Raw genomic sequence first — 22628 nt, forward strand, 5'->3', positions numbered from 1 at the left:
GTACAGTCGTGCGCGACCCCGGGCGTTCCTCCCCCCGTTTCGCCTTGTCTGGCCTTCGCGCAGACACATTTCAGACAGCCCCTAAGCCGAAGTGCTGCGCTCCAGCTCCTGCTCCTTGATACGCTTGTGAATCTCCGAGCGGTGCACCACCACCTCACGCGGTGCACTGATCCCGAAGCGCACTACCCCGCCTTCTACGGCCATCACCTTGATGCGGATGTTCTCGCCGATGGTGATGACCTCGCCGATTTCGCGTCCGATTACCAGCATGCTCCGATCCTCCAGATCGAGGGAAAACCCGAGCCTGCGCTGGGGTTCCGGCCTATTCAATCATTCACCCATGAAAAAGACCGGACCTACCTAGCAAGGTAAAAACGCCTACAGACCGACACCACAAAAACCTAGTGACCCGAGCGCGCCTTGGCTCGCATCTTCACCGCCATGGCGGCCATTTCGTCATACAACACCTGCGGGGCTTCGCACTTCAGGCGCCAGGCGTCGCGCCCGGCCTCGTGCGGCAGGATCAGGAACTCACCGGCATCGACCTGGGCATGGATGTAGTCGGCGATGTCGGCAGCGGTGATCGGCGAGCCCTCCAGCAGCTTGCCGACCTGCGCCTTCATCGCAGGATTCGGCCCGCGGAAGGAGTCGAGCAGATTGGTCTGGAAGAACGACGGGCACACCACATGCACCCCCACCTCTAGCTGGCGCAACTCCACCAGCAGGCTTTCCGACAGCGCCAGCACTCCGGCCTTGGCGACGTTGTAGTTGCTCATCCCCGGCCCTTGCATCAACGCCGCCATCGAGGCGATGTTGATGATGCGCCCCTTGCTGCGCTCGAGCAGTGGCAGAAACGCCTTGCAGCCCTTGACCACGCCCATCAGGTTGACTGCGATCTGCCAGTCCCAATCCTCGAGCGACAGCTCGGCGAAAAACCCGCCCGAGGCGACGCCTGCGTTATTGACGATCACATCGATGCCGCCGAATTGCTCCTCACAGGCTTGGGCCAGGGCGGTGAGCTGGCTGTAGTCACGCACGTCGCAACGCTGCACGAAACCACTGCCGCCTGCGGCACGTACCAGCTCCAGGGTTTCGCGCAGGCCTGCATCGCTGACATCGGCCAGCGCCAGGCGCCAACCCTCTCGAGCCCAGCGCAGGGCGATCTCGCGTCCCAGGCCGGAACCTGCGCCTGTGATCATGATGCGGTTTTGCATGGTGACGGGCCTTGTGCCGACTGAATTGCAACCGAGTCTAATCAACGTCGGCCAGCCAGGCAGGGTTCATCAGGATAGTGAATGGATGGGCATGACCCATTGGTCAGTATCGATCCTGCGAAGAAGCCGCACACCAATGGAATCTTTCCCAAGCGGCACCAGTCCGAATCTACAAGAGGCCAGCAGTTCCAGGCCCTTGCCCCTCAATCACGCAAGGACTTCGCCCATGACCACGATCCTCATCATCATTCTGATCCTGCTGCTGATCGGTGGCTTACCGGTCTTCCCCCATTCGCGCAGTTGGGGCTATGGCCCGTCCGGCATCGTCGGCGCTGTACTGGTGGTGCTGCTGGTGCTGTTGTTGCTCGGGATGATATGACGCCACCGCCATGCCGCCAGCGGCGGCGTGGCGCTCGAGCTGGCGATCCAGTTGCTGCATCGCTGTGCGCAAGGCGCGCACATCTGCGCCCAATTTCACCGGTGCAGGGGACGGCTCGGCGCAGGTCCGTTCGAGACGTTCGCACAACGTCACCAAGGTGCGGGCGCGCACGATGCGCGCAGCGCCCTTGACCCGGTGGGCCAGTTGCGCAAGCGCCCGCGGCTGGTGCCTGAACGCCTGCAGACGCTCGAGGTCGCTGCGATTGCTACTGCGCAAATCGGCCAGCAAGGCATTGAGCGCAGCCTGGTCCTTGCCCACCAGACGCGTCAAATGGGCCATGTCCAGGATCGGTTGCCCGCATGCGGTCGCTCGCGAGGGTGGTCGACAGGCCGTCAGCACCCGCTCCAGGTCTTGCAGCCCCAGCGGTTTGAACAGGCAAGCGTCCATGCCCGCCGCCCGGCAGCGGTTTCGCTCATCGGCCAGGGCGCTGGCCGTGAGCCCGATGACCCGGCAGCGCGGACGCTCGCTGCGCCGCTCATGTTCGCGGATTGCCCGCGCCAGCGCCTGCCCACCGAGGCGTGGCATGCTGCAATCGCTGATCACCACATCGAAATGCTCCTTGAGCCACAAGCGCAAGGCCTGCGTGCCATCTTCGGCGACGCGGGCCTGATGGCCAAGGTAATCGAGCTGCTGGGCCAGCAGCAGACGGTTGGCCGGATAGTCATCGACCACCAGCACCCGCAATCTGGCGAAGTGCGCCATGGCTGTGGGCGCGGTCGGCCCCTCACGGGCTTCCTGCGCGGTCAGCAAGGGCAACTCAAGGTGGATGCACACGCGTGTTCCCTGCCCCAGCACACTGTCCAGCCTCAGGTGCCCCCCCATCATCTGGCACAGGCTGCGACTGATGGCCAGACCCAGCCCGGCGCTCTGCCGTGGCGATTGCCGCTGGTTGCTGGCCTGGCGAAAGAGCTGGCCAAGAACTGCCAATTCATCGGCGGCAATGCCGATCCCGGTATCCTCCACGACCAGCTCGACCGTCAGCCTGGCCCCCTGCGCACGCGCCTGCAAATCAACCCGGACATGGCCCTCCCCAGTGAACTTGATCGCATTGCTCAGGACGTTGGCGAGGATCTGCTTGAAGCGCAGAGGGTCGAGCATGACCTCGCACGCCTGTGCACCGCGCATGTCCAGCTCCAACACCAGCCCCTTGGCCCGCGCCTGCTCTTCGAACAACTGAACCACGCTGGCCACCTGCTCACCCAGCACGACCCGCTGCGGCGCCAGTTGCAAACGTCCGGCTTCGATCCGGCTGACATCGAGAATGTCACCGACCAGCTCAAGCAGGCCGCGTGCGGCATCGGTGGCCACCTCGATGGCCATGCGGTCGAGGACACCTTGGCCCGCCTTGCGCTGGGCCAGTTCAAGCATGCCCAGCACGGCGTGCAGCGGGGTGCGGATTTCATGGCTCATGGTGGTGAGAAAATCCGTCTTGGCCTGGTTCGCCGCCTCAGCCTCGCGGCGCGCCCGTGCCGCCTCTCGCTGCAGACGGCGCAGGTAACGGATCCATACCAGCGCCAGCAACAGCAGGCTCAAGGCCGCCGCGAAGCCTCCCAGGATCTTGCCACGATAGCGTGACCAGACCCCGTCCCCCACGATCAGCGGGTTGCGCCAGCGGCGCACCAGGGCATCGGTTTCCTGTGGGGAGAGGCTGAGCAGAGCCTTGTTCAGGATGCTCTGCAACTCCTGCTCGCCGCGCGCCGTGGCCAACGCAAAGTGAGCCGGTGGCAAGGATACGCTGGCCGCGATCTTCACCCGCCCCGGGTACCATCGAGCGATCATCGGCCGCGCATCGTCGTAGGTCAGCACCGCCGCGCTCACCTGGCCGCGTGCGACCGCGTGCAGGGCCTCCAGCGCCCCGTCATAGGCTTGCAAGCGGATACGCGGGTAGCGCTGGGCCAGGAGGTCCGGCACGGCACTGCCCAGGATCACGCCAAGTCGGTGCCCCTCCAGCCCGGCCAGGCTCGCGGGGCCGGGGGCGTCTTCACGTGTCACCAGCACCCTTGACGCACTCAGGTAAGCCCGACTGAAACTCAGCTCGCGGGCCCGTTGCGGGCTGTAGGCCAAACCGGCAATCACTTGCGCACGCCCTTGACGTACCCACTCGATCATCTGCTCGATAGTGCCTGTGCCCTGCACCTCGAAACGCAACCCGGTGCGCTGGCTGACCCATTGCAGGATGTCCAGGCTAAGCCCCTGCAGCCCCGCCTTGGCATCGCGATAGCTCAGGGGTAGCAACTGTTCGTCCAGCACCACCTTGACCACAGGATTGTCAGCGATCCAGCGCTGCTCGGAAGTGCTCAACTGCAAGGCCGCAGGATCGTAGGCCGCCATTACCAAAGGGCTCCAGCGTCGGCGGATCTGCTCATGCTGGGGCTCGCCAAGGCTGGCGAGGGCGTCATCGACCAGGGCCGCCAGCGGTCCGGTCGAGTCGAGCATGGCAAAACCGATCGCTTGTGAATCCAGGTCTGCGTGACCGACCGCCTCGACCCCGAACAGTTGACTGCGCCCCAGCAGGTAGCGCCCTTTGAGGCCATCCCCGATGTACACATCGGCCTGGCCCAGTACCAGCGCGGCCATGGCACTGAACGGCGAGGCATGCCACTGGACCTGCGCCAGCGGGTAGACCGCCAGAACCTGCTCCAGTGGGCGATAACCTTCAACCATGGCCAGGCGCATACCGGGCTCATGCCCTCGACCAGGTACGCTGGTCGGCCGAGCCGCCATCAGCATGGGCCGATCCTCGGCATAGGGGTGCGACAAGCGCAGCCCCGCATCCTGGGCCTGGCGTGCAGTCACCGAGCCGACCAGGTCGACGCGTGCATCACGCAACGCTGCAAAGGCTTCATCCTGCGAGGCAAACACCTGCACCTCGACCGGCAGGCGCAAACGCGCCGCCACCAGGCTGGCGTAGTCGGCAGTGATGCCCTCATAGGTCTGGCCAGTGCCCAGCAGGTCGAAAGGGGGATCGTGTCGTTCGACGATACCCAGGCGCAACCGACCTCGCTCCCACAACCAGCGCAGGGCGTCTTGCGTCGGCTCGATGGTCGGCCCCTCCAGGACAACCCACGAATGCAACTGGGTGGCAGCCGCCACCGGCGGGGCGATCAGGCACAACAGCAGCGCCAGCGACAGGGCTCGCCCGAGCACTGGACAGCTCTAGATCAGCAGGTTGCGGCGGGCGAAATCCGCGAGATCGATGAGCGAACGGACCCGCAGCTTTTCCAGCAGACGGCTCTTGTAGGTGCTGATGGTCTTGTTGCTCAGCAACATCGCATCGCCAATTGCCTTGTTGCTCAAGCCCCTGGCCAACTGCTGCAGAACCATCAGTTCACGGTCGGTGAGGCTGGCGATGCACTGTGCCTCGCTGGCCTTGAGATCCTGCCGGTGCACCGAGCTGAGCGTCACCTGCGGAAAGTAGGTGTAACCGGAAAGCACCGCGCGCACCGCCTTGTTCAGTTCGCCAAGATCATCGGTCTTGGACACGTAGCCCGCAGCGCCGGCCTGCATGCAACGCAGCGAATAGGCCTCGGCCAGTTGCGAGGTGAGGATCAGCGACTTGGCCGGGTGCTCCAGGCTGCGCATCCGGGCGATCACCTCCAGGCCATCCAGGCCCGGCATGGTGATGTCCAGGATCACCAGGTCCACCGGTTCCTGACGCATCAACCGCAGTGCATCGATACCATTGTCCGCCTGCCCGACGACCTCCAGCCGTTCCTGGCGCAACAGCATGCACACGGTCGAGCGGATGAAAGGGTGGTCGTCGACCACCAGTACCCTGCTCATGCTCGTTCCTCGCTCGTCATGTCCATGGACTACAACTCGGCATCGAAAACGACGGTAACCAGGCCAGTGTAGGTGCTTCCGGCATTGGCCAGCATGCCGCGTACCTGATCGGATTCGATGGCGAAGTGCAACTGCCCGGGGCGGTTCGCCACCGGCTGTACCGATTCGAACTGCACTGCCATGGCGCGCCCCGTGGGTAGCGGCAGTCGCTGCACCGCGCCGCCCCCATGCTGGATCCCGCCAGGCAGGCTGAGTGCCACTCCCAGGTCGGCCTGATGGCTGGCGGCATCTCGGATCGCGCACTGCGTACCACTGTCGTACTGGCACAGCTTGTAGACCTTGAACGGGCCGGTCGACCACACCCGAAAAGGCAGGTCGCGATAAAGCCGCTGTGGAACCCGACCACCGCCCAGCCATGCCTGCCAGCCGCCCCGGGGCTCGAGCACGGCACGGTCGGAGCCTGGGGGAAACTCGAACACGAAGGCATGCTGCACATCCAGTTCGAAATTGACGGTCAGGGTATCGCCGCTGAGCGCCGACACCCCATTTCCGAAGTCGAAGTCCATGCCCGGGCCGATGCGGTAGGTGGTGGAGCCTCGATAGGTGCCAGAACGCAGGCGGTAAGGCGGTGGCAGGTCGAGTTGGAAGGCGACGCTGGTTTCCTGTACGTCGAGGTTCTGGCTGAAGCCCGCAGCAGCGTAACCACCATCTGCAGTGCAGGCACCCGGCGAGATCGGATCGCCGATGCGCCAGAGGTAGGAGACGAGGGCCGGACGGAACTGCGATACGCTGCCGATACTGCTGCAGCCGCCCTCCGGCGTGGCCTGATAAAGCGTATGTCGATTGAGATTCGCGCCGAGCACGCGCTGGCTGAGCGCGGTCCATTCGAACACCATGCGCCGGGATTCGAGCCCGTCGTCCGAGCGCACCTCGATCTCCCGTCGAGCAGGAACCTTGACGAAAAAGGTATCGCGCACATCCGAAGCTGTCCGGATCGTGGTCTTGGTATAGGTGATAGGCAGGGTGACGGTCATCTGGTTACGGCAAGTCGAACCCCAGCTCTGGCAGAGCCCTCCAGGCGGCGTAGTATTCTCGAACCGTCCCGACCCACCGCCATGGTATTTTGCAGTCAAGGTCACCTCCAGGGCAGGGGCCACCGGTGCGACGAGCAGCATGAGCCATAGCCAGGTGCCACCGACATGCGCAAGGCGACCGCGTCCTGCAAGGCGGCTCATCCTTCCACCACGACATCGCGGCGTTCGGCCCCTTCATGCAGGTCGAAGCGATGTTCCTTTTCCACATGGCCATTGAATTGTCGGCTACGCCCCGGCAACAAGTGATGCTTGGTGGCCGCGTCACAGGTCTGCGCCGACGCGTGGCATTGACGGAAACGATCCAGGACCACACTGGCGTTGCCGGCGTTGGTCACCTCCAGTTGACCACCCTGGCGGCGGATCCGGGTATCGAAGCGTGGCTGCTGCGGACGTACGAACAGCAGCGAGCCGTAACCGGCCAGCAGGTTGACCCCGGCCTGCAAGTGCTCACGGTAGCTGCGCGCCTGTTGTTCATCGACGGCAAAGTCATCGCCGCGCTCAGGCAGCACCGGTAAAAAGCGCAGGCGGTAATAGCGCTCCTGGTCTCGCGGGCCGCGATAGAGCAGGCGCACAGCCTGCATTCCACCAGCCGGCACGATCAGCCGCGCGGGGCTGACCACCAGCCCTCGCTGCTCGAGCGCCAATCCATCGGTCGCGACTTCACGGGCTTGACCGTCGGCGTCGTACACCAGCTCCACAACGCTGATCTTGACGAAGGCGGTGGTATCGCCACCATTGCGCACCCGTTTCAGCAGGGTGCTGCGATCACCTTCGAGGTAGTCGTAGAGGCCACCGATATTCAGTTCGGGGGCCGCGTGAAGTGACAACGGCAGCGCCAGCAGCAGGGCCATCAGGCTACGGATACCCATGCGATAAATCTCCATATATTCAATAGGATATTAGGGGGGCGTCGATCACGTGGCCATGCAGCGATGCGAACGACACTTCCCAAAACGTGATGAGAAACCTCCTACAAAAAGCAGGAAAAACTGCTCTTCCCTTCAACTGCCTGTATCCATGCCCGCCCTGCTCTCGCCTGCCAGCTCGCCACGCCGGCACTGCTGGTCGCCAGCCAGCAATACGTCGCCTTCACGTACCAGCCGCGAGGTGTCCAGCGCCAGCAGACAGACCGCGGCCCCCTTGAGACGCACTTCGAGGGTCGGTGTCGACTCGCTCATTTCCACAGCGAAGAAACCATCGACTTCGGTGACACTGCGGCTGGCGTCATTGATCACCTGCGCGCCACGCAAAGGCTGGCCCTTGTCGTCGAACAACCGCCCCAGCACCATGACCGTGCGCATCACCCGCAACTGGCGATAAGCGATACCCCCTCGGTTGAGGTGGTAATCCAGGCTGGCGGGCTGGATCAGCGCCGCCGTCGCGTCGACACCGTCGAAATCGAACTGCACGCTGCCAGGCTTGTAGGCCGCGACCGGTATCACGTTACGCCCGGGGCGCAGGAGTGACGTGGTGCCATTGGGGTCGTCGGCATGCAGTTTCAGGTCGGGCAAGTCACTGTCGACGTCGACGATCAGGCCCGCCTGATGCGGCAGGTACTGGCCGCTCAGGGCGACTTTGCCGCCCCCAAGCGCGAGCAGGCTCTCCAGGTTCACCCCACCACTGAACTCGCCGTTGTAGGAGGATTGCTGCACGTAGGCATCGCCATGCATCACCTCACTTTCGAACTGGGTATCGCCGCCGAGCCCCACGCCATAGCGGTCGGCACTCATCGTTGCACCGACACTGCGCAGCGGCCCGAGCTCGAGGTCTTGCTGGTAGGCCAGCGAGGTGTTGACGTCGCGCCCGCCGTCGCGAGACGTGCGGGTGCCGACGGTCGCCGACAAACGCCGCCCCTTGCCGCCTCCCAGGCTCATGCTCAAGGCCAGGTTGACCCCGCGGCTGCGTGACTCGCCGGTGGCCAGCGTACCGGGACGGTCGAACACCGACAGCCGCCAGTTGGCATCGGAGCCGAACAGCCGCCCGTAGTACGACCACCCCAGGTCCAAGCCCACGCCCTCGCTGCCTCCGCGGCTGTGCGACAGCCGCAGGTTGGCAGTGTGGCGCGGGTCCAGGCGCTGGCTCAGCGACACCGAGGTCTGCCGGGTCGACTGCGTCGCATGAGGGCGCTGGGTGGTCGTCTCGGGGGCGAGCCAGGAGCGGCTGTGGCTGGCCACCAGGGAGGTACGCTCGAAGTTGCCGACGCCCTGCAGGTCGTAGCCGTTGCCATAGCCCCGGGCCTGATAGAGGTTGCCATACAGCTTGAAGCGCTCGTGCACATCCCAGTCCAGCGAGGTGCCGAACTGCTGCTGCTCATCGATCTGCTGCACGGAAACCCCCACCACTGCGCGTGGATGCAAGAGGTAGTTGGCCAGGACGCCGCCACTGAGGCTGTCGTCATGCTCGCGTGACCAGTTGCTCAGCACGCTGCTCTGTCGTCCCAGGTAGACGTTGTAGCGCCAACGTCCGCCGCGGCTGCTCCAGTTGCTGGGTTTGTAGATGAATGCCTGGTCGCGCGAGGTGACCTGGCCATCCTCGACCAGACGCACCTCGACCTCGTAGATGCCACCGGGCAGCACACGAGTGTCCAGGGTCTGCAAGCCAGGCTGCACTGGCTGGCTGTTGATCAGCACACCGTTGCGGTAGATCTCGACGATCGCCGGCCGGTCAGGGGTGACGTAGATCGGGGTGGCGCTGGGCATGCCGGTGTCCAGGATCAACCCATCGCTGCTGCCGAACATCACCCCCAGCGTGGTGTCGGCGCTGGCCCCGTTCAGCCTTGGCTGGCGCGTCAGGCCCTGGGCGCTCGGGGTGAAGTAGCCGAGCCGGTAGAAGTGATCTTCGACCAGGCGTTCGGCATACAGCTGCTCGACGTGATAGCGGGTCGAGGCGTCGGCCTCGCTGCCACGGTCGAGTTGTCCGTCGGCCAGGGCGGTCCAGTGGCCGACGCTGCCCTGGCCTTGTAATGCAAAGCGCCCCGTGCCGCCGCGTCCATCACCGACCAGATTGAGCTGATTGCGCAGCAGCAGGCCTGTGCTTCCCTGCTCTGGCGGTCGATGAAAGCGAGGTGCCTGCCCGGCGCTTTCGGCCTGCAGGGTGAGCAAAGACAACTGCGAGTTGACCAGGCTGTAGTGCACGGCCTGAAGCCCGTCGGGACAATCCTGCAGACAATCGCCCAGCGGTCGCGGTCGTGCCAGACGCTCCTGCCAGCGCTGGCGCAGGCTTTCGGGCTCGCGGCTCTCGTCGGTCTCGGTGAACTCGAGCAGTTGCACCTGCTCGTCACGCCCCAGTACCACCAGGGCGTCACCCAGGTAGCGGCCGTCCAGGTCCACCCGCACCGCCAGCGGCACATCGAAGAAATGCCCCTCGAACTCGCGGGGCAAACCCTCGACCCGCCCCAGGGTCGCAGTGGCAGCAAGGCCGACCCGGGGCATCAAGGCGATGCAGGCGCCCACGAGCAGGCAATGGCGGAGCGCGACAGGGATAGGCTGAAAGATTGACATAGGCATCATGGCAGGCAATGCCCGCCCGGCCCTGACAAGCAGCAGACAGAGGCGGCAACGGGCAATGGAAAGCAGGGAGTGGGCGAATCAGGGGATGGCGGTTTCGAACATCATGCTCACCAGCCCCTGGTAGCTGCCGGGCACATAGCCGCCGGCTGGCGCGGCTTGAGCCGCGATCTCGAAACCGACCACCGCACCCGGCGCCGCCTGGGCCGCGCTGATGACTTCGGTGGAGGTGGTGCTGAGCGTGGTGCCGGCCACCGACACATCCAGGCCGATGCTGTTCACCCCGTCGCTGACCGCCGCCGGCGACACCAGGTAGGCGGTGATCGGGCCGACGGTGCTCTTGACCTGCAACTGCTTGCGGATCGGCTGCAGTTCGCTGCGGAACGAGTTCCAGGCCAGTTCCTGCGGGTCGTTCATCCAGTTGCCGCCCACCGGCTCGACGAAGAAGGCATCGGTAGGCACCTGCGCGGTGACCTGGACCTGCTTTTCGATAGGATCGACGGCATATGCCGATGCGGCGGTGAACAGCGCGAGGGGCAGGGTCATGAACAGACGTTTCATGAGGAAATCTCCTTGAAGTAATGAGGCGGAATAACGCTTGACTGCGTCACCTGGCCCATTATTCGCGGAGTAATCGACGCATTAACTCAGACCCTTCCCAGCGAGCTTGGGAAATTTCCCAGGGATAGGAAAATGCCATCAGCCAGAAACGACGACGCCCCGGCAGGCGGGGCGTCGTACTCGGCATCAACGATCAGTGGGAAACCGCACCACTGGCACCCAGGCCGGTCTGCGAGCGAACGAACTGCGGGTAGAACAGTGCACGTTCGTCATCGGCAGCCTTGGACTTGTCGGTGACCGAGAAGAACCAGATACCCGCGAAGGCGATGATCATGGAGAACAGCGCCGGGTACTCGTACGGATAGATGGCTTTTTCGTGACCGAGGATCTGCACCCAGATGGTCGGGCCGAGGATCATCAGGCCAACCGCGCTGATCAGGCCCATCCAGCCGCCGATCATGGCGCCGCGGGTGGTCAGCTTCTTCCAGTACATCGAGAGCAGCAGTACCGGGAAGTTGCAGCTTGCGGCGATGGAGAAGGCCAGGCCGACCATGAAGGCGATGTTCTGCTTCTCGAACAAGATACCCAGGCCGATCGCCAGGACGCCCAGGGCGACGGTGGTGATCTTCGACACGCGGATCTCGTCCTTGTCGTTGGCCTTGCCCTTGCGCCAGACGCTGGCGTACAGGTCGTGGGAAACCGCCGAAGCGCCTGCCAGGGTGAGGCCGGCCACCACGGCGAGGATGGTGGCGAAGGCCACCGCCGAGATGAAGCCGAGGAAGATACTGCCACCCACGGCATCGGCCAGGTGCACCGCCGCCATGTTGTTACCGCCCAGCAGGGCGCCAGCGGCGTCCTTGAAGTCGGGGTTGGTGCTGACCAGCAGGATGGCGCCGAAGCCGATGATGAAGGTCAGGATGTAGAAGTAACCGATGAAACCGGTGGCATACAGCACGCTCTTGCGCGCTTCCTTGGCGTCGCTGACGGTGAAGAAGCGCATCAGGATGTGCGGCAGGCCCGCGGTGCCGAACATCAGCGCCAGGCCCAGCGAGAAGGCCGAGATCGGGTCCTTGACCAGGCCGCCCGGGCTCATGATCGCTTCGCCCTTGGCATGTACCTTGATGGCCTCGGAGAACAGGGTGTTGAAGTCGAAGCCCACGTGCTTCATCACCATCAGCGCCATGAAGCTGGCACCGGAGAGCAGCAGCACGGCCTTGATGATCTGCACCCAGGTCGTGGCCAGCATGCCACCGAACAGCACGTACAGGCACATCAGGATGCCGACCAGGATCACCGCGACGTGATAGTCCAGGCCGAACAGCAGCTCGATCAACTTGCCGGCACCGACCATCTGCGCGATCAGGTAGAAGGCCACCACCACCAGCGAGCCCGAGGCCGACAGGGTGCGGATCTCTTTCTGACCGAGGCGATAGGAGGCGACGTCGGCGAAGGTGTACTTGCCCAGGTTGCGCAGGCGCTCGGCGATCAGGAACAGGATGATCGGCCAGCCGACAAGGAAACCGATCGAGTAGATCAGGCCATCGTAGCCGGAGGTGAACACCAGGGCGGAAATCCCCAGGAAAGAGGCCGCCGACATGTAGTCACCGGCAATTGCCAGGCCGTTCTGGAAACCGGTGATGCGCCCGCCCGCCGCGTAGTAATCCGACGCCGACTTGTTGCGCTTGGAGGCCCAGTAGGTGATCCCCAGGGTGAAGCAGACAAAGGCCAGGAACATGATGATCGCCGACATGTTCAACGGCTGTTTCTGCACCGCGCCGCTGATTGCATCGGCAGCCCACACGGCGGGTGCAAAGGCACCGCAGGCCAGTACGGCCAGGGTTTTGGCGTGACGAATCATTGCTGCGCCTCCTTCAGGATCGCCTTGTTCAGCTCATCGAATTCACCGTTGGCACGACGCACGTAGATGGCGGTGAGGACGAAGGCCGAGAGGATCAGGCCTACCCCCAGGGGAATGCCCCAGGTGATGGACGAGCCGGGGCTGAGCTTGGCGCCGAGAATCTGCGGGCCATAGGCGATGAGCAGGATGAAGCCGCAGTAGAGGCCGAGCATGATCGCCGAAAGGAGCCAGGCGAAACGTTCGCGTTTAGTGACCAGCTCCTTGAAGCGCGGACTTTCTTGTATCGATCGGTAGATGCTGTCGTTCATTGTTTTTGTCCTAGCAGCAACACAGTAAGGGGAGAACCCGCCTTAACTTTATGCTGCCGGTGGACGCCAACCAGACGACCTTAGTCTTAGATGCAACAGTCTTTTACCGTTTGGGTAACAAAGTCAGGGCCAATGCGCACTTTGTGGGAGCGGGTTTACCCGCGCAAAGTACCCACTGGCCCCATCGGTTATTTACCCGTCCACTCCTTGACCCGCTCCGGATGCTTGGCCACCCAGTCCTTGGCCGCCGCTTCAGGCTTGGCGCCCTCCTGAATGGCCAGCATCACCTCGCCAATCTCGTCCTTGGACTGCCACTGGAACTTCTTGAGGAACTCGGCCACTTCCGGCGCCTTGCTCGCCAACTCCTTGCTGCCAATACTGTTGACGGTTTCCGCCGCGCCATAGACGCCTTTCGGATCTTCGAGGAACTTGAGCTTCCATTTGGCGAACATCCAGTGCGGCACCCAGCCGGTCACCGCGATCGACTGCTGCTTGGCATAGGAGCGGCCAAGTTCCGCCGTCATCGCTGCGCCCGAACTTGCCGTCAGCTTGTAGCCGGTGAGGTCATAGTCCTTGATCGCCTGCTCGGTCTTGAGCATCACCCCGGAGCCTGCGTCGATACCCACGATCTTCTGCTTGAAGCTGCTATCGGTCTTGAGATCGGCAATGCTGTTGGCCTTGACGTACTCAGGCACGATCAGGCCGATCTTGGCATCCTTGAAGTTCGGGCCGAAGTCGACCACGTTATCCTTGTTCTTGCTCCAGTACTCGCCGTGGGTCACCGGCAGCCAGGCCGAGAGCATGGCGTCGAGCTTGCCGGTCGCCACCCCCTGCCACATGATACCGGTGGCCACTGCCTGCAGCTTCACGTCGTAGCCAAGTTTCTGCTTGATCACTTCGGCGGCCACGTTGGTGGTCGCGACACTGTCGGCCCAACCGTCCACGTAACCGATGCTTACTTCCTTGGCCATGGCCTGTGCAGCACCCATGGTCAAGACCAGGGCGCCAGTCACGCCCAGGAAACGTCGCATTCTTGTAGTAGTCGCCATCAAAGCATCCCCTCGTCAGGTCTTGGAGATTGCATCATCAACCTGCAACACAGTGCGACCTGCTCCGTCAGCGACCTTTACCCAACGATAAGCGACAGCACTTGGCCATTAGCGTCATCCACGCGCAGGGTTCTGCGCGATCCTTGCATGCCAAACTGTTGGCGCCGGGCTACTATCAGCGACTCTGAACCGATGACCCGCGCCAGACGATGGACCGCTCGATGCCAAGCACGCCCCGCACCACCCTCCTCTACCTGATCACCTGCCTGTTCGCCCTGCTCGGTCTCGGTGCACTCTGGTATGGCCTGGGCAAGCCGGTGCACCTGCCCGATGCGGCTAGCTCGACGCACAAGTTGCAGTGCGCTTCCTACACCCCCTTCGACAAGGACCAATCACCCTTCGACCAGCCGTTTCGCCTGCGCCCTGCGCGCATGGATGCCGACCTGGCATTGCTGGCCGAGCGTTTCCAGTGCATCCGCACCTATTCGATGACCGGGCTGGAGGCGATTCCGGCGCTGGCGCGCAAGCATGGCCTGAAGGTGATGCTCGGTGCCTGGGTCAACGCCAACCCGGTGGATACCGACAAGGAGGTCGCGCTGCTGATCGAGGCGGCCAACGCCAACCCGGACGTGGTCAGCGCAGTGATCGTCGGCAACGAAGCGCTGCTGCGCAAGGAAGTCACAGGCCAACGCCTGGCCGAACTGATCACCCGGGTGAAACGCCAGGTGACGGTCCCGGTCACTTACGCCGATGTCTGGGAGTTCTGGCTCCAGCACCCGGAAGTGGCGCCGGCGGTGGACTTCCTGACCATCCACCTGCTGCCCTACTGGGAGGACGATCCACGCGCGATCGAGGACGCCCTCGCGCATGTCGCCGAGGTGCGCCAGGTGTTCGGCAATCGCTTTGCGCCCAAGGATGTCATGATCGGCGAGACCGGCTGGCCCAGCGAAGGCCGGCAACGCGAGACCGCAGAACCAAGCCGGGTCAACGAGGCGCGCTTCATTCGTGGCTTCGTCGCGATGGCCGAGGCCAACGGCTGGCGCTACAACCTGATCGAAGCGTTCGACCAGCCCTGGAAACGCGCCAGCGAAGGCGCCGTGGGCGGTTACTGGGGGCTGTACGACGCTGATCGGCAGGACAAAGGCGTGCTCGAAGGGCCCGTCAGCAACCTGCCACTGTGGCCACAGTGGTGGCTGGTCAGCACCTTGCTGGTGTTGGCGACCCTGGGGCTGGCCGGGCGCCCGGCGCATGCCCGTGCGGCATTGCTGCTGCCGCTGCTGGCGGCAGTCGGCGCGGGCAGCCTGGGGCTGTGGGGCGAGCTGATGCGCACCAATGCACGCTTTGCCGCCGAGTGGCTGTGGGCGGCAGGGCTGGCAGGCCTGAACCTGCTGGTACTGGCCCATGCCGCGCTGGCCCTGGCCCGACGCGAAGGCTGGCGCGAGCGGTTGTTCGTCTGGCTCGAGGCTCGCGCAGGCTGGTGGCTGCTGGCAGCGGGGTTCGCAGCGGCGGTGAGCATGCTGGCAATGGTCTTCGACCCGCGCTATCGCAGCTTCCCCAGTGCAGCGCTGCTGCTGCCGGCCCTGGTGTACCTGCTGCGGCCGGTTGCGGCGCGCAGGGCCGAGGTGGCGCTGCTGGCGTTCATCATCGGCGCGGGGATTGCGCCGCAGTTGTATCAGGAAGGGCTGCACAACCATCAGGCCTGGGCCTGGTTGGCGGTCAGTGTGCTGATGGTCGCTGCCCTTTGGCGCAGTTTGCGCAGGGCTTGAGACGGCGGTGTTCTTTCCGCGGGCTTGCCTGCGAAAAGAACACCCGCAAAAACCTGCTAGCTGGAAACCCTGACCAACCTCAACCCCGCCAGAACCACCGCAAACACCGCCAGACTGGCCGTGTACAACACCAGCGCCGGCACCCCAGCCACCAGCGCCAGCACCGCCCCCCACCAACCAAGCCGTCCCGGCAGCACCTGGCACAGCAAGGCCAGCCCCAGCGCCACCCAGCCGATCACCTGGAAGTGAATCCACAACCCCAGCAGCGACCGCGCCTGGCACTGCCAGTGCTCGCCAGGCACCGCGCACAGGCCTACCCACTGCCCGTCTTCCATCAGGCCGAAACGCACGCCATAACTGGCCGCCAGCCACAACGGCAAAAACAGCAGCAAGGCAACGACAGGCCACGAACGAATCATGTACAGCTCCAGAAAATGTAACCGGCGCTCAGGATAATCCCCCAGGCTTGCCGCGCAAGGCAAAATGGCTCGGTTCGGCTAATGTCGAGAAAGCGGTCATTGCCGCAGCGGCCAACTTCGCGGCAACATCCGCAACAATAAAGGACAGCGCACAAGGCAACTTTGCCTTGGGCGCGATGGTCCTAGCTCCACATTGCCTTGCCGTTCTCCCGGGGGACTCTCCATGCTTCGACCGTTGCGCCTCGTCGGCCTGCTGTGCGGCCTGTTTCTGGCTGCGGCCGCTTCCGCGCGGGACATAGACCCCGCCACCTACGGCTATCCCTTGACCAATCCGTTCGAGGCGACCATTGCCACTACGCCGCCCGACCAGCGCCCGACGCTGCCCAGCGACGACGATATCAACCAGTCCGACTACAGCCTGAACCTGCGCCCGGAGCGCGAATTCACCCTGCCGGACAACTTCTGGCCGGTGAAAAAACTCCGCTACCGCCTGGCACGCCAGGACCACGAAGCGCCCTTGGTGTTCATCATCGCAGGCACCGGCGCGCCCTACAGCAGCACCATCGCCGAATACCTGAAAAAACTGTTCTACCAGGCGGGCTACCACGTGGTGCAGCTGTCTTCTCCCACCAGCTGGGACTTCATGAGCTCCGCCTCACGCTTCGCCACACCGGGCGTAAGCCGCGAGGATGCCGAAGACCTGTATCGGGTCATGCAAGCCGTACGCGCCCAGCACCCGCGCCTGCCGGTCAGCGAGTTCTACCTCACCGGCTACAGCCTCGGCGCCCTGGATGCCGCGTTCGTCAGCCACCTGGACGAAACCCGGCGCAGCTTCAACTTCAAGCGCGTGCTGCTGCTCAACCCGCCGGTGAACCTGTACACCTCGATCAACAACCTCGACAAACTGGTGCAGACCCAGGTCAAGGGCATCGACCGCAGCACCACGTTCTACGAACTGATGCTGGAAAAACTCACTCGCTACTTCCAGGACAAGGGCTACATCGACCTCAATGACGCCCTGCTCTACGACTTCCAGAAATCACGCCAGCACCTGTCCAACGAACAGATGGCCATGCTGATCGGCACCTCGTTCCGCTTCTCGGCAGCCGACATCGCCTTCACCTCCGACCTGATCAACCGCCGCGGCCTGATCATCCCGCCGAAGTTCCCGATCACCGAAGGCAGCAGCCTCACACCGTTCTTCAAACGTGCCCTGCAATGCGACTTCGACTGCTACCTGACCGAGCAGGTGATCCCCATGTGGCGTGCGCGCACCGACGGCAACAGCCTGCTGCAACTGATCGACCAGGTCAGCCTGTACGCCTTGGCCGACTACCTGCGCGACAGCCCGAAGATCGCCGTGATGCACAACGCCGACGACGTGATCCTCGGCCCCGGCGACATCGGTTTCCTGCGCAAGGTGTTTGGCGACCGGCTGACCCTTTATCCACACGGCGGCCATTGCGGCAACCTCAACTACCGCGTCAATGCCGACGCCATGCTGGAGTTCTTCCGTGGCTGACAGACTCGTACTTGCCCTCGCCCTGCTCGTCAGCACCAGTGCCCTGGCAGCAGAAACCGCACCGCGTACCAGCGTGATCGAAGCCGATGTGGTCGACACGCCGAGCGTGGAGTCGGACGGTTTCCTCGACCCGCTGCGCGAGCTGAAATTCAACCCAGGCCTCGACCAGCGCGAGTTCGAACGCTCCACGCTGGCCGCGTTGAACGTCTACGACCCGCTGGAATCGATGAACCGGCGCATCTACCACTTCAACTATCGCTTCGACCAATGGGTGTTCCTGCCGGCGGTCGATGGCTACCGCTACATCACCCCGCACTTCGTGCGCACCGGGGTGAGCAACTTCTTCAACAACCTGGGGGATGTGCCCAACCTGTTCAACAGTGTGTTGCAGCTCAAGGTCAAACGCTCGGCGGAGATCACTGCGCGCCTGATGTTCAACACCCTCATCGGCGTGGGTGGGTTGTGGGATCCGGCGACCAAGATGGGGCTGCCACGCCAGAGCGAGGATTTCGGCCAGACCCTGGGCTTCTATGGCGTTCCGGAAGGCCCGTACATCATGCTGCCGATCCTCGGACCCTCGAACCTGCGCGACACCACGGGCCTGGTGGTGGACTACGTGGGCGAGCGCGAGGCGAATTTCCTCAACGTCGCCGAGGTCAGTACCGACCACCCGGAAATCTTCCTGCTGCGCGCGATCGACCGGCGCTACACCACCAATTTCCGCTATGGCCAGACCAACTCGCCGTTCGAGTACGAGAAGGTGCGCTACGTCTATACCCAGGCGCGCAAGTTGCAGATTTCAGAGTGAGTGCGGCGGGGCCGCCCTGCGGCCTCAGCCCACCAATCCTAGAAACTGCAGCAACTCCCGGCGCTTGGCCAGGGCATCGCTGCGCCCCAGTTCGATCAGCTCACTGCAGTAGCTCGCCTCGAACAACAGGTAGCTGAGTACACCGGCCCCGCTGGTCCTGGTCGCTCCGGGCCCGCGCAGGAACAGGCGCAACGCCGCTGGCAACTCGCGCCGATGACGTGCCGCGATCTCGTCCAGCGGCTGGCTGGGCGCCACCACCAGGACTTCGATCGGCGCCAGGCCCAGACGGCGGGCGTCCAGATGTGCAGGCATCAGGTGGCTCAGGTGATTCAGGCGCTGCAACAACTCGATATCGTCCTCGAGGCTGTCGATGAAGGTACTGTTGAGCATGTGCCCACCGATCTGCGCCAGGCTCGGCTGCTGCCCGCTGAACACCCGCGCACTGTGCATCGGCGGCGCGGGGCGCTGCGGGTTACCGCTGACCCCCACCACAAGTACGCGGCTGGCACCCAGGTGCAACGCCGGACTGATCGGCGCAGACTGACGCACCGCGCCGTCACCGAAGTACTCGTCACCCAGGCGCACCGGGGCGAACAGCAACGGGATGGCCGAGCTGGCCAGCAGGTGCTCGACGCTCAGCGCGGTGGGCACACCGATACGCCGGTGCCGCAGCCAGGGCTCGATCGCTTCGCCGCCTTGATAGAAGGTCACCGCCTGGCCGGACTCGTAGCCAAAGGCGGTTACGGCCACCGCGCGCAGTTGCTCGCTGGCCAGGGCATGGTGGATGCCGTCCAGGTCCAGATGCGCCTTGAGCAGCGCTCGCAACGGGCTGCTGTCGAGCAGCGCCACCGGCATCTGCCGACCCAGACCCAGCAGGCTATGGCTGACGAAACGGCTGGCCTGACGCACGACCCCGGGCCAGTCGCTGCGCAGCACAAGGTGGCTGCGAAAGTTCTGCCAGAAGCGGGTCAGGCGCTGCACCGAATCGCCAAAGCGGGTGGCACCGCTGGCCAGGGTCACGGCGTTGATGGCCCCGGCGGAGGTGCCGACGATGACCGGGAAGGGGTTGGGCGCGCCAGCTGGCAGCAGCTCGGCGATGCCGGCGAGCACGCCGACCTGGTAGGCAGCGCGGGCGCCGCCGCCGGAGAGGATCAGGCCAGTTGTCGGGGGTGGGGCCATCGGTTCCTTCCTGGTTTGTCGGTTTTGTCAGGATCGGCCCCTTCGCGGGCAAGTCGGGGCGCGAAAGGGCCTGCAGCCATTACCCCGGATCAGCGCTTCTTCTTGTCGTACAGCCGCGGCGCCCCTTCGGGCCGAGACTTGAAGCGCCGGTGCGCCCACAGGTACTGCTCGGGGCACTCGCGCAGCACACTCTCGACCCACTGGTTGATGCGCAGACAGTCGGCCTCCTCGCTCTCCCCCGGGAAGTCCTCGAGTGGCGCATGCACCACCAGACGATAGCCGCTGCCATCTTCCAGGCGTTTCTGGGTGAACGGAATCACCCTCGCCTTGCCCAGCCGGGCGAACTTGGTGGTCGCAGTCACCGTCGCGGCGGGAATGCCGAACAGCGGCACGAACAGGCTCTGCTTGGTGCCGTAGTCCTGGTCCGGGGCGTACCAGATCGCCCGCCCGCCGCGCAGCAGCTTGAGCATGCCTCGCACGTCCTCGCGTTCCACCGCCAGGGAGTCGAGATTGTGCCGCTCGCGACCGCGCCGCTGGATGAAGTCGAACACCGGGTTGCCGTGCTCGCGGTACATGCCATCGATGGTGTGCTCCTGCCCAAGCAGGGCCGCGCCGATCTCCAGCGTGGTGAAATGCACCGCCATGAGGATGGCGCCCTGGCCGTCACGCTGGGCTGCCTGCAGGTGCTCCAGACCCTCGATGTGCGCCAGGCGGGCAAGCCTGGCTTTGGGCCACCACCAGCTCATGGCCATTTCAAAGAAGGCGATGCCGGTGGAGGCGAAGTTTTCCTTCAGCAGGCGCTGCCGTTCGTCGCCGGACAGTGCCGGGAAACACAGCTCCAGATTGCGCGCGGCAATACGCCGACGCTCGCCGGCCAGGCGATACATCACGGCGCCCAGGGCGCTGCCGAGCCGCAGCAAGGCTCGGTAAGGCAACTGCACGACCAGCCACAGCAGGCCCAGGCCGAGCCACAGGCCCCAGAAACGCGGATGGAGGAAGTAGGGACGAAAACGCGGACGATCCATTGAAGCTTCCGGTAGGACAAAGGCCTGGCATTCTACAACCTTTGGCCGCAGGTTGCGGCCAATCGGTCTTATCGTTATAAGTCAGGGCACTTTTTTCGCAACAAGTCGTCTATGCAGACCATGAGCCTCAACCAGACACCCGACTCCGCCACCGTGTTCCAGCTCAAGGGCAGCATGCTCGCCATCACTGTGCTGGAGCTGGCGCGCAACGACCTCGAAGCCCTCGACCGCCAACTGGCGGCGAAAGTGGCGCAGGCCCCCAATTTCTTCAGCAACACACCGCTGGTGCTGGCCCTGGACAAGCTGCCGCCCGACGAAGGCGCCATCGACCTGCCAGGGCTGATGCGCATCTGCCGTCACCATGGCCTGCGCACCCTGGCGATCCGCGCCAGCCGGATCGAGGACATCGCCGCAGCGATCGCCATCGACCTGCCGGTCCTGCCGCCCTCCGGCGCCCGCGAACGCCCGCTGGAACCTGAGCCGGAAGTGAAGAAAGTCGAGCCCGCTCCGGCACCCGCTGTGGCCGCCGAACCCGAGGTTCGCCCGACCCGCATCATCACCAGTCCTGTACGTGGCGGCCAGCAGATCTATGCTCAGGGCGGCGATCTGGTGGTGACCGCCTCGGTGAGCCCGGGTGCGGAACTTCTCGCCGATGGCAATATCCATGTGTACGGCGCCATGCGTGGCCGCGCACTGGCCGGTATCAAGGGCAACACCCGGGCCAGGATCTTCTGTCAGCAGATGACTGCCGAGATGGTCTCCATCGCCGGTCAGTACAAGGTCTGCGAAGACCTGCGCCGCGACCCGCTGTGGGGTTCGGGCGTGCAGGTGAGCCTGGTCGGCGACGTGTTGAACATCACCCGTCTTTAACGGATACTGCCGCCATTTTAAGAGCAACTTTTCCACCGTTGCCTTTTTTGCATTTGCTGGGACTTCGGGTCCCGTTTATTTAGGGGTGAAACACCTTGGCCAAGATTCTCGTGGTTACTTCCGGCAAGGGGGGGGTGGGCAAGACCACCACCAGCGCCGCCATCGGTACCGGCCTCGCATTGCGCGGCCACAAGACTGTGATCGTCGACTTCGACGTCGGCCTGCGTAACCTCGACCTGATCATGGGCTGCGAACGCCGCGTGGTGTACGACTTCGTCAACGTGGTCAACGGCGAAGCCAACCTGCAGCAGGCCCTGATCAAGGACAAGCGCCTTGAGAACCTGTTCGTGCTGGCCGCCAGCCAGACCCGCGACAAGGACGCCCTGACCCAGGAAGGCGTCGAAAAGGTCCTGATGGAGCTCAAGGAGCAGTTCGACTACGTCATCTGCGACTCCCCGGCCGGTATCGAGAAAGGCGCGCACCTGGCGATGTACTTCGCCGACGAAGCCATCGTCGTGACCAACCCGGAAGTCTCCTCGGTTCGTGACTCCGACCGCATGCTGGGCATTCTGTCGAGCAAGTCGCGCCGCTCCGAAAACGGCGAAGAGCCGATCAAGGAACACCTGCTGATCACCCGCTACCACCCCGAGCGCGTGGAAAAGGGCGAAATGCTCAGCATCGCCGACGTCGAAGAGATCCTCGCGATCAAGCTCAAGGGCGTCATTCCCGAGTCGCAAGCGGTCCTCAAGGCATCCAACCAGGGTATCCCGGTCATCCTCGACGACCAGAGCGACGCCGGCCAGGCCTACAGCGATACCGTCGACCGCCTGCTGGGTAAAGAGAAGCCTCTGCGCTTCATCGAAGTGCCGAAGCAAGGATTCTTCGCGCGCCTGTTTGGAGGCAAATAAACCATGAACCTTTTTGACTTCTTTCGTGGCAGACAGAAACAGACCAGTGCGTCGGTAGCGAAAGAGCGTCTACAGATCATCGTGGCGCATGAGCGCGGCCAGCGCAGCGAACCGGACTACCTGCCGGCGCTGCAGAAAGAACTGCTCGAAGTGATCCGCAAGTATGTGAACATCGGCAACGATGACGTGCATATCGAGCTGGAAAACCAGGGCAGCTGCTCGATTCTGGAACTGAACATCACCTTGCCGGATCGCTGACAGGATCCCCTGCCACACCGCGATCCCCTGTGGGAGCGGGGGGGGGGGGGGGGGGGGGGGG

20 protein-coding genes and 1 pseudogene are annotated in these 22628 nt (G+C 64.0%); 7 read left to right on the forward strand and 14 right to left on the reverse strand.

The genetic code is table 11. The annotated features are described in order from the left end of the window. Nucleotides 1-81: 81 nt before the first annotated feature. Nucleotides 82-270 carry a carbon storage regulator CsrA gene (gene csrA, locus ACPZMI_RS02170; protein WP_186710158.1) on the reverse strand — a complete coding sequence of 63 codons (189 nt, stop codon included), beginning with the start codon at nt 268-270 and terminating at the stop codon, nt 82-84. A gap of 131 nt (nt 271-401) precedes the next feature. Then, nucleotides 402-1214: an SDR family oxidoreductase gene (locus ACPZMI_RS02175; RefSeq protein ID WP_186667015.1), complete on the reverse strand. Its 813-nt coding sequence runs from the start codon at nt 1212-1214 to the stop codon at nt 402-404. A gap of 226 nt (nt 1215-1440) precedes the next feature. On the opposite strand from ACPZMI_RS02175, the gene ACPZMI_RS02180 reads away from it, so the two are divergent. Then, nucleotides 1441-1593 carry a DUF3309 family protein gene (locus tag ACPZMI_RS02180; RefSeq protein WP_065862157.1) on the forward strand — a complete coding sequence of 51 codons (153 nt, stop codon included), beginning with the start codon at nt 1441-1443 and terminating at the stop codon, nt 1591-1593. Between the two features lie 102 nt (nt 1594-1695). On the opposite strand, the pseudogene ACPZMI_RS02185 reads toward ACPZMI_RS02180, so the two are convergent. The 9 genes and pseudogenes from ACPZMI_RS02185 to ACPZMI_RS02225 form a co-directional block, all read right to left on the reverse strand. Continuing rightward, nucleotides 1696-4800: pseudogene (locus ACPZMI_RS02185) on the reverse strand (transporter substrate-binding domain-containing protein); the annotation flags it as partial. Nucleotides 4801-4809: 9 nt separating this feature from the next. Next, nucleotides 4810-5436 carry a response regulator transcription factor gene (locus ACPZMI_RS02190; protein ID WP_186667018.1) on the reverse strand — a complete coding sequence of 209 codons (627 nt, stop codon included), beginning with the start codon at nt 5434-5436 and terminating at the stop codon, nt 4810-4812. A gap of 29 nt (nt 5437-5465) precedes the next feature. Next, nucleotides 5466-6470, reverse strand: a complete 1005-nt coding sequence (locus ACPZMI_RS02195) for a hypothetical protein (RefSeq protein ID WP_238348361.1) — start codon at nt 6468-6470, stop codon at nt 5466-5468. Nucleotides 6471-6667: 197 nt separating this feature from the next. Then, complete coding sequence (locus ACPZMI_RS02200; RefSeq protein WP_483407398.1) at nt 6668-7414, reverse strand: fimbrial biogenesis chaperone; 747 nt, start codon at nt 7412-7414, stop codon at nt 6668-6670. Nucleotides 7415-7531: 117 nt separating this feature from the next. Continuing rightward, complete coding sequence (locus tag ACPZMI_RS02205; protein ID WP_426351590.1) at nt 7532-9961, reverse strand: TcfC E-set like domain-containing protein; 2430 nt, start codon at nt 9959-9961, stop codon at nt 7532-7534. 156 nt (nt 9962-10117) lie between these two features. After that, nucleotides 10118-10597: a CS1 type fimbrial major subunit gene (locus ACPZMI_RS02210; protein ID WP_186667025.1), complete on the reverse strand. Its 480-nt coding sequence runs from the start codon at nt 10595-10597 to the stop codon at nt 10118-10120. 193 nt (nt 10598-10790) lie between these two features. Beyond that, on the reverse strand, nt 10791-12455 hold the full coding sequence (locus ACPZMI_RS02215) for a cation acetate symporter (RefSeq protein ID WP_054893849.1): 1665 nt from the start codon (nt 12453-12455) through the stop codon (nt 10791-10793). Then, the gene (locus ACPZMI_RS02220; RefSeq protein WP_186667029.1) at nt 12452-12763 is read right to left on the reverse strand and encodes a DUF485 domain-containing protein; all 312 of its coding nucleotides are present in this window, start codon (nt 12761-12763) and stop codon (nt 12452-12454) included. Before ACPZMI_RS02220 ends, ACPZMI_RS02215 begins: the two co-directional genes overlap by 4 nt. Before the next feature lie 188 nt (nt 12764-12951). Then, nucleotides 12952-13812: a glycine betaine ABC transporter substrate-binding protein gene (locus ACPZMI_RS02225; protein ID WP_186667030.1), complete on the reverse strand. Its 861-nt coding sequence runs from the start codon at nt 13810-13812 to the stop codon at nt 12952-12954. A 209-nt stretch (nt 13813-14021) separates the two neighbouring features. Between ACPZMI_RS02225 and ACPZMI_RS02230 the strand changes: the two genes are divergently transcribed. Further along, the gene (locus ACPZMI_RS02230; RefSeq protein WP_426351591.1) at nt 14022-15578 is read left to right on the forward strand and encodes a glycoside hydrolase family 17 protein; all 1557 of its coding nucleotides are present in this window, start codon (nt 14022-14024) and stop codon (nt 15576-15578) included. Between the two features lie 56 nt (nt 15579-15634). Here ACPZMI_RS02230 and ACPZMI_RS02235 read toward each other — a convergent pair whose 3' ends face one another. Next, the gene (locus ACPZMI_RS02235; protein ID WP_186710168.1) at nt 15635-15997 is read right to left on the reverse strand and encodes a hypothetical protein; all 363 of its coding nucleotides are present in this window, start codon (nt 15995-15997) and stop codon (nt 15635-15637) included. A 223-nt stretch (nt 15998-16220) separates the two neighbouring features. Here ACPZMI_RS02235 and ACPZMI_RS02240 point away from each other — a divergent pair, with 223 nt between their 5' ends. Together ACPZMI_RS02240 and ACPZMI_RS02245 are read left to right on the forward strand one after the other, a co-directional pair. After that, on the forward strand, nt 16221-17519 hold the full coding sequence (locus ACPZMI_RS02240) for an alpha/beta fold hydrolase family protein (protein WP_426351592.1): 1299 nt from the start codon (nt 16221-16223) through the stop codon (nt 17517-17519). Continuing rightward, a complete protein-coding gene (locus tag ACPZMI_RS02245) occupies nt 17485-18327 on the forward strand; it encodes an MlaA family lipoprotein (RefSeq protein WP_186667038.1) in 843 nt (280 codons plus the stop codon). Before ACPZMI_RS02240 ends, ACPZMI_RS02245 begins: the two co-directional genes overlap by 35 nt. A 24-nt stretch (nt 18328-18351) precedes the next feature. On the opposite strand, the gene ACPZMI_RS02250 is transcribed toward ACPZMI_RS02245, so the two are convergent. Both ACPZMI_RS02250 and ACPZMI_RS02255 read right to left on the reverse strand, forming a co-directional pair. Continuing rightward, nucleotides 18352-19506, reverse strand: coding sequence for a patatin-like phospholipase family protein (locus ACPZMI_RS02250; RefSeq protein ID WP_426351593.1), 1155 nt, complete (start codon nt 19504-19506; stop codon nt 18352-18354). Nucleotides 19507-19595: 89 nt separating this feature from the next. After that, nucleotides 19596-20531, reverse strand: a complete 936-nt coding sequence (locus tag ACPZMI_RS02255) for a lipid A biosynthesis lauroyl acyltransferase (protein ID WP_186667042.1) — start codon at nt 20529-20531, stop codon at nt 19596-19598. Nucleotides 20532-20642: 111 nt separating this feature from the next. Here ACPZMI_RS02255 and minC point away from each other — a divergent pair, with 111 nt between their 5' ends. The 3 genes from minC (at nt 20643) to minE (ending at nt 22567) form a co-directional block, all read left to right on the forward strand. Beyond that, a complete protein-coding gene (gene minC, locus ACPZMI_RS02260) occupies nt 20643-21401 on the forward strand; it encodes a septum site-determining protein MinC (protein WP_186667044.1) in 759 nt (252 codons plus the stop codon). Between the two features lie 95 nt (nt 21402-21496). Further along, nucleotides 21497-22309 carry a septum site-determining protein MinD gene (gene minD / locus ACPZMI_RS02265; RefSeq protein ID WP_054893840.1) on the forward strand — a complete coding sequence of 271 codons (813 nt, stop codon included), beginning with the start codon at nt 21497-21499 and terminating at the stop codon, nt 22307-22309. A 3-nt stretch (nt 22310-22312) separates the two neighbouring features. Next, a complete protein-coding gene (gene minE, locus ACPZMI_RS02270; RefSeq protein WP_003252572.1) occupies nt 22313-22567 on the forward strand; it encodes a cell division topological specificity factor MinE in 255 nt (84 codons plus the stop codon). Nucleotides 22568-22628 lie beyond the last annotated feature (61 nt).

Source organism: Pseudomonas wayambapalatensis, assembly GCF_049942315.1.
GTDB lineage: Bacteria > Pseudomonadota > Gammaproteobacteria > Pseudomonadales > Pseudomonadaceae > Aquipseudomonas > Aquipseudomonas wayambapalatensis.

What these genes read in the sequence shown, in the direction of transcription:
- ACPZMI_RS02235 (WP_186710168.1), bottom strand. Translation starts at nt 15,997, where the DNA reads ATGATTCGTTCGTGGCCTGTCGTTGCCTTGCTGCTGTTTTTGCCGTTG.
- ACPZMI_RS02175 (WP_186667015.1), bottom strand. Translation starts at nt 1,214, where the DNA reads ATGCAAAACCGCATCATGATCACAGGCGCAGGTTCCGGCCTGGGACGC.
- ACPZMI_RS02225 (WP_186667030.1), bottom strand. Translation starts at nt 13,812, where the DNA reads ATGGCGACTACTACAAGAATGCGACGTTTCCTGGGCGTGACTGGCGCC.
- ACPZMI_RS02190 (WP_186667018.1), bottom strand. Translation starts at nt 5,436, where the DNA reads ATGAGCAGGGTACTGGTGGTCGACGACCACCCTTTCATCCGCTCGACC.
- ACPZMI_RS02195 (WP_238348361.1), bottom strand. Translation starts at nt 6,470, where the DNA reads ATGACCGTCACCCTGCCTATCACCTATACCAAGACCACGATCCGGACA.
- ACPZMI_RS02255 (WP_186667042.1), bottom strand. Translation starts at nt 20,531, where the DNA reads ATGGATCGTCCGCGTTTTCGTCCCTACTTCCTCCATCCGCGTTTCTGG.
- ACPZMI_RS02215 (WP_054893849.1), bottom strand. Translation starts at nt 12,455, where the DNA reads ATGATTCGTCACGCCAAAACCCTGGCCGTACTGGCCTGCGGTGCCTTT.
- ACPZMI_RS02230 (WP_426351591.1), top strand. Translation starts at nt 14,022, where the DNA reads ATGGACCGCTCGATGCCAAGCACGCCCCGCACCACCCTCCTCTACCTG.
- csrA (WP_186710158.1), bottom strand. Translation starts at nt 270, where the DNA reads ATGCTGGTAATCGGACGCGAAATCGGCGAGGTCATCACCATCGGCGAG.
- ACPZMI_RS02245 (WP_186667038.1), top strand. Translation starts at nt 17,485, where the DNA reads ATGCCGACGCCATGCTGGAGTTCTTCCGTGGCTGACAGACTCGTACTT.
- ACPZMI_RS02205 (WP_426351590.1), bottom strand. Translation starts at nt 9,961, where the DNA reads ATGCCCCGGGTCGGCCTTGCTGCCACTGCGACCCTGGGGCGGGTCGAG.
- ACPZMI_RS02250 (WP_426351593.1), bottom strand. Translation starts at nt 19,506, where the DNA reads ATGGCCCCACCCCCGACAACTGGCCTGATCCTCTCCGGCGGCGGCGCC.
- ACPZMI_RS02220 (WP_186667029.1), bottom strand. Translation starts at nt 12,763, where the DNA reads ATGAACGACAGCATCTACCGATCGATACAAGAAAGTCCGCGCTTCAAG.
- minE (WP_003252572.1), top strand. Translation starts at nt 22,313, where the DNA reads ATGAACCTTTTTGACTTCTTTCGTGGCAGACAGAAACAGACCAGTGCG.
- minC (WP_186667044.1), top strand. Translation starts at nt 20,643, where the DNA reads ATGCAGACCATGAGCCTCAACCAGACACCCGACTCCGCCACCGTGTTC.
- ACPZMI_RS02240 (WP_426351592.1), top strand. Translation starts at nt 16,221, where the DNA reads ATGCTTCGACCGTTGCGCCTCGTCGGCCTGCTGTGCGGCCTGTTTCTG.
- ACPZMI_RS02180 (WP_065862157.1), top strand. Translation starts at nt 1,441, where the DNA reads ATGACCACGATCCTCATCATCATTCTGATCCTGCTGCTGATCGGTGGC.
- ACPZMI_RS02210 (WP_186667025.1), bottom strand. Translation starts at nt 10,597, where the DNA reads ATGAAACGTCTGTTCATGACCCTGCCCCTCGCGCTGTTCACCGCCGCA.
- ACPZMI_RS02200 (WP_483407398.1), bottom strand. Translation starts at nt 7,414, where the DNA reads ATGGAGATTTATCGCATGGGTATCCGTAGCCTGATGGCCCTGCTGCTG.